This is a genomic window from Nocardiopsis sp. MG754419, from assembly GCF_018207095.1.
GTDB lineage: Bacteria > Actinomycetota > Actinomycetes > Streptosporangiales > Streptosporangiaceae > Nocardiopsis.
Map to the genome: position 1 here is coordinate 1 of NZ_QOCZ01000235.1, position 5559 is coordinate 5559.

Here is a 5559-nt window from a genome sequence, read left to right on the forward strand (position 1 = left end):
TTTGTGGCTGAACTCCTTCAACGCCGCAGCGAGGATCTGTTCACGACGCCGCTCGATACTGACGCGCGGCCTGCGTCCCCTCCGGATTTCCGTCATGCTCGAGAGTTTACACTCGGCAAATGGGGCAGAGGTGGAACAGGACCCTGAGCGAGCGGAACTCCGGCCACCTCCGATACCGGCCCAGGTCGGCCCGACGGCGCACCCCCGGGGACGGTACCGTCGCCGCCCACCGGCACGCCCCGGGACCTTCCCTGCCCTCGCCGATCCTGTCGTGCTCGCCCCGGCCCCTCCGCAGCACGACCACGTGCGCGTCCGAGGGAGGTTCCGCGCCCCCACTGCGGACGAGGCGTCACACGGGCGACCCCGGGCTTCGAGGGGTGAACGCGGTGGTCGGGAGGACCACCGCGTTCATCGCCCACCGTGTGGGCGCACCACTCCCGCCGGACGGAGCGGGGAAGGTTCACCGGAGGGCGGCGATGCGACGGTTCTCGAAGAAGGCCGCCAGGAGGTAGGCGGTGCTCCCGGCCAGGGAAAGAGCCCAGAACGGGCCGGGAGGGGGGAGCAGGAGCGCCGCGGTGGCGATGAGCGCCAGCGCGGTACCGAGGCTGTAGTGGAGCACGTTGCGGCGTGCGGCGCCCTCGGCCACGTTGATCAGACCGACGACGAACACGGCACCGGTGGGCCACAGGACGTCCTGGGCCTCGGAGGGGATGTCGAAGGTGGTGGTCAGTCCGGTGATGCCGAGCGCGAGGGCGATGAACACGGTGGCCCAGGCATTGCCGAGGAGCTTCTCGGAGAGGACGTCGGCCGGCCCGGCGCCGTTCTGAGCGCGCTTGGCCGCCATGAGGGAGGAGACCACTCCGGGCACGATGCCGCAGGCGAGAAGGGCCAGAGGCACCCACAGGGGCAGGTCCAGGAGCGGGTCGGGGCCTCCGGACACGGCGAAGGCGCCGTGTCCGAAGACGAAGGCGAAGGCGAAGGCGAGGTAGGCGGGCCTGCTGTCGATCGGGCTGGGGCCAAGGTCGCTCGCGGTGGCGTCGACGGCGACGGAAGGTGTGGTGGACATGGTGGTCTCCGGTCGGGGTCTGGTCTGCGGGCACGAGTCACGGTGTGCGAGGCCGGGAAAGGAAAGGGGTCGGGAGGTCGGTTCGCGTCCCGTGACACCGGTCGAGCCGACCCTGCGGGCGCCGACGATCAGGTGTACGGACACGGGATGTCTCCCTGCGGGAAAGGAGAGCTGCGCTCTCGTGCCGGATGATGGGGAATCCCCGGGGGCCGGCAGAGGTCGGGCCACGGCCGGCCCGGTCGCTCGTGGGAGCCGTCGCGCCGGGGCTACCGCCGCGACGACGCCTCCTCACCGGGACCGGTGACGGCGTCGTGCGCACCGTCCGTCGGACGCGGACCCCGTCGCCGCAGGGCGGAGGTCGCGAAGAACGACAGGAACCGTGCGGAGGCGCGCAGGCGCCGTGTGCGGGTGAACCCCCTGCCCGAGATCGACGTGCCGAGCCGTGCCAGGTCGGCGGGGCCGATGGTGAGCACGAAACGACGGCTCTCACTCGTGTCCGCGTCGATGGGGGTGATCCGGGTGCGCAGTCGGGTGAGCCCGGTCAGGAGCTCCACCGGGTTGCGCGAGCGCACGGTCTTGGTGCCGCTGAGCAGCCACGGATCGCCTTCGTCGTCGTGGAAGCGCAGCGCGTAGGACATGGCCTCGTGTTCTCCCCGCGGGAACAGGGACAGCGTTCCCGAGATGGGCATCCGCGTGGCGAGCTCCTCGATGTCGATCACGCCCCGCATCGGCACCGTGTGCGCCCGGTCGGCGAGGAAGGGGTCCATGCCGGGGATCTCCGCCTTGAGGGTCAGGACGACCCTGGGGTGCCTGCGCCGGCCCGTGGTCATGCGTTCCTCGAAGACGAGGCCGTCGCCCTTGGTGGCGTTGCGGAGCCTGGACTGGGACGTGAAGGCGGCGTCCTCGGGTACGTCGGCGGGCACCACCGCGCCCCACTCGGGTGCGCGCCAGTCCGGGCGACCGGAGCGGCGGATGACGGTCTCGATCGCGCGTTCCGCGGCCGCGAGGATCGTGGCGGAGGGGTTCACGCCGGTGGCGGCGGGCAGGACCGCGCCGTCCATGACGTAGAGGCCGGGATGGCCGTGCGCCTCGCCGGCCTCGTCGACCACGGAGGTGGCGGGGTCGGGGCCCGGTCGGACCCCGCCCAGGGGGTGGACGGTGATGGTGCGGCGCAGCACCGACCAGGTGAAGGGGTTGTACAGGCGCGCGTCCAGGAGCTTGGCGACCGCGGGGCCCACCCGTACCTGGGACCGGTACAGGGCCGCCTGCCACCGGTTGTTCCAGGACAGGGTGGCGTCTCCACCGGCGTCCAGGCGCAGCCTGCCCTTGCCGGAGTCCTTCCCCATCGCGAGCACGGCGAAGGTTTGTCGCGGGTGGGTCTTGCGCACACTGCGCCGCCACCAGTCGCGTGCCTTCCGGGCCGGCAGAAGGGTGTCCAGCAACGCGTTCAACGGTGGCGGAAAGGCGCCGTCCTGCACCTGATACCACACCGGCCTGCGCCCTTCGGGCACGTCCAGCACGGTGTTGGTCGTGATGGTGGGTCCGGTCGTCATGTCGTCGCGCTCACCCCGGAGTTCGGCCAGGGTGAGGAAGTCGCCATTGCCCGAGAACCCGTGGCCGAGGTGGCGGGAGAGACCGGGCAGGGTGCCGTGGATGTCACGGGAGCGCAGAAGGATTTCGTTGGTGGCCACGGCCCCGGCGGCGAGCACGACCTTGGAGGCGGTCCACTCACGGAGGGGGGCGTCGGGGTCGGTGGGGGTCGAGGTGGTCACGATGTAACCGTCGTCGCGCGGCTCGATGCGTTGGACCTGCGCGTCGGTGACGCCACGCGCGCCGGCGGTCTCCGCGGCGGTGAGGTAGGTGTGGTCGAGCGTGTTCTTGGCGCCGTGGTCGCAGCCGATGATGCACTCGCCGACGAACGCGCAACCACGACGCTCGGCACCGTGGACGTTCGGTCGCCAGGTGTCGGGGTCGCCGAAGGTCACCGCCAGGTTGGGTCGCACGGTGGCCTCGGCCTTGTCCGAGTGCGCGAGGAGTTGCTCCAACAGCCGGGTGCGGGGGGTGGCCTTCCCGGTGCGAGGGTCCTCGCCCACCGGCGCGACGCCCATCATGTGCGCGGCCAGGTCGTAGTAGGGGTCCAGTTCCTTACGGCGCAGGTGGTCGGGCCATCGGTCGTCCAGCGTCTCCTCGAAGGGACGGGCGAAGACGTTCGCGTACACCAGTGACCCGCCTCCCCAACCGGCGGCCTGGACGCTGCCCATGGTGTCGAGCCAGCGGATGTCGAAGAGGCCTCGGTCGAGCTCCCACAACCAGCCGTCCTTCAGCCTGGGTGCGCGGGGGAACTCGCCGAGCCTCCACCGTCGACCGCGTTCGAGGACGATGACCGAGAACCCCGCCTGCGCGAGGCGGGCCGCGGCCACGGCGCCGCCGAAGCCGCTGCCGACGACGATGACGTCGGCGTCGAAGTGATCAGTCATGAATGCGTTCTCCAGGTCGTAGGACATCAGGGTTGGTGGACGACACGGCCGCGCCGGCGCCGCCTTCCGCGTCGGTCGGCCGCCGTGCACGTCCGCGTGAGGCGGTCCCGCTTCGGTGCGTTCCTCGGTACGCGGGAAAAAATGATAGTGAGTGCTCGCTATCAATTGGTCAAAGATCAAGATTCCACGAGGGGCCGACCCTGGAGGCCAGAAGCCGCCCCACCCACGCCTCGTCCTCGACACGGGTCGATAGATCCAGGCACGAGGCCACCATGTAGACCATGGCCGTGGCGAAGAAGCGGTGCGTCGGATCGGCGCCCACTCTCGACAGGTCCTCCACTCCCCCGAACGTCTCCCGCGTCCATCGACACATCAGGTCGTGGACGTCGGGGTCCGCGGAGGCGGCGTAGCCCTGCACCAGGAGGAGCATCAGCTCGCGCTCCTCCATCAGGGCCCTCCAGGTCATGACCGTGACCTGGAGTCGATCGCCCTGCGCGGCCTGGTCCACGGCGACCGACTCGCGCCCGATGGTCGCGAACACCTGCTCCAGTACGGCGAGGAAGAGCCCCTTCTTGGTGGGGAACATTCGAAAGAGGCCGGGATGCGAGCTCTTCGCCTTCGCGGCGATGGTCACGGTCGATCCGCCGTGGAGCCCCTTGTGACCGAACTCCTCGAGCGCGGCGGCGAGGATCCGCTCACGGCGCGACACCCCCTGAGCCTGCGCCTCTCGTTCTGTGTTCATGTTTGATAGTTAACAGTCACTACAAAGCGCACGTCAACCCCGGACCCCGAGACGCACACCGGCGCCCCAGAGGGTCCGGCACGCCACCGAGCAGGCCACACGCGGACGAACCTCGACTTACGACATCGACGACGAGCACTCTCCCCCGATGGCAGGCACGCACCCCCTCACCCGAACGCGCGGCCGCGAACTGCGGATATGCGCTCACCGGCGACACCCGACGCCCGCACGAAGCAAATCTCGTGGTGTGCGTCACTCTCTTTCCGAGGAGGGCTCGACGGCGAGCCGGACGCCCCGCACAGGTGAGGCCCGGGCGCCCAGGCCACCACCAGGACACCAAGGGTCGAACGCCGGAGCGCGATCAAGGGCACCACACCCCCGCCCTCTTCGCGGCTGCGCATTGACACCATTAAAGTAGTGACTGTTTACTATTAATTATGACGAGAGGTCGGAGACCACGAGTCGGCATCGAACGGCGTCGCGAGCGGATCCTCGCGGCGGCGATCGGGGAGTTCGGCGACAAGGGGTTCCACGGCGGATCGACCGTGACCATCGCCAGGGACGTCGCGTTCCCCCACCCGAACCTCTTCCGGGCCTACTCCACCAAGAAGGGGCTCTTCCTCGCCGCACTGGAGCGCACGTTCGCGACGATCGAACGGGAGACGCTCCTTCGGGAAGAGGAGGCCGAAGACGATCGACTGGAGGCGATGGCGCACGGCTGGGGCGTGCTCCTGGAAAACCGCGACGCGATGCCCATCCTGCTCCAGGGCTACACGGCCTGCGAGGACCCCGACGTCCGCGGGCTGATGCACGGGTGGAGGCAGGAGGTCTTCGAGCGGGCGGAGGCCATCCCCGGGGTCGGCTCCGGCCCGGCGCACGACTTCTTCGCCGCGGGCATGCCGTGCCTGGTGACCGCCTCCATGGACCTGCACGGTCGGGTCGAGGACGGCCCGTGGAACGAACGGTTTCCGACCTCCGATTCCTGACCACGACCATGCCTCTTTTCTCGACTTTTTGATAGTGACGACTCACTATAAATTCGGATCGTCAGACCGCACACGCATCGGACCAGGGACAGGCGATGACCAACGACACCGCACGGATCCCACCGCCGGCCCGCCGCGAGGTGTGGCGATGGCCGGGACCTGGGACTCTCGACGGCCGAACTCTCCATGGTCGCGAGCGGCCATCTCGTCGCCCTCGCCCTCGCGTTCGTCTCCGACTCCGGCGGTGATCACCGTCCGGTCGCCTCCCGGTGGCCCCGACCCCCGAGC

4 protein-coding genes are annotated in these 5559 nt (G+C 69.7%); 1 reads left to right on the forward strand and 3 read right to left on the reverse strand.

Annotated elements, in window-relative coordinates; translation table 11 throughout:
- Window positions 1-460: 460 nt before the first annotated feature.
- The 3 genes from DSY14_RS26635 to DSY14_RS26645 all read right to left on the reverse strand — a co-directional run bounded on the left by DSY14_RS26635 (window position 461) and on the right by DSY14_RS26645 (window position 4285).
- Entirely contained in the window at window positions 461-1066 is a 606-nt protein-coding gene (locus DSY14_RS26635) for an ABC transporter permease (RefSeq protein ID WP_211719367.1), read from the reverse strand.
- 266 nt (window positions 1067-1332) lie between these two features.
- Window positions 1333-3543 (reverse strand): GMC oxidoreductase, encoded by a 2211-nt coding sequence (locus DSY14_RS26640; protein ID WP_211719368.1) that lies wholly within the window; start codon window positions 3541-3543, stop codon window positions 1333-1335.
- A 169-nt stretch (window positions 3544-3712) separates the two neighbouring features.
- On the reverse strand, window positions 3713-4285 hold the full coding sequence (locus DSY14_RS26645; protein WP_211719369.1) for a TetR/AcrR family transcriptional regulator: 573 nt from the start codon (window positions 4283-4285) through the stop codon (window positions 3713-3715).
- 437 nt (window positions 4286-4722) lie between these two features.
- Between DSY14_RS26645 and DSY14_RS26650 the strand changes: the two genes are divergently transcribed.
- Window positions 4723-5271: a TetR/AcrR family transcriptional regulator gene (locus tag DSY14_RS26650; protein ID WP_211719370.1), complete on the forward strand. Its 549-nt coding sequence runs from the start codon at window positions 4723-4725 to the stop codon at window positions 5269-5271.
- Window positions 5272-5559: the final 288 nt, after the last annotated feature.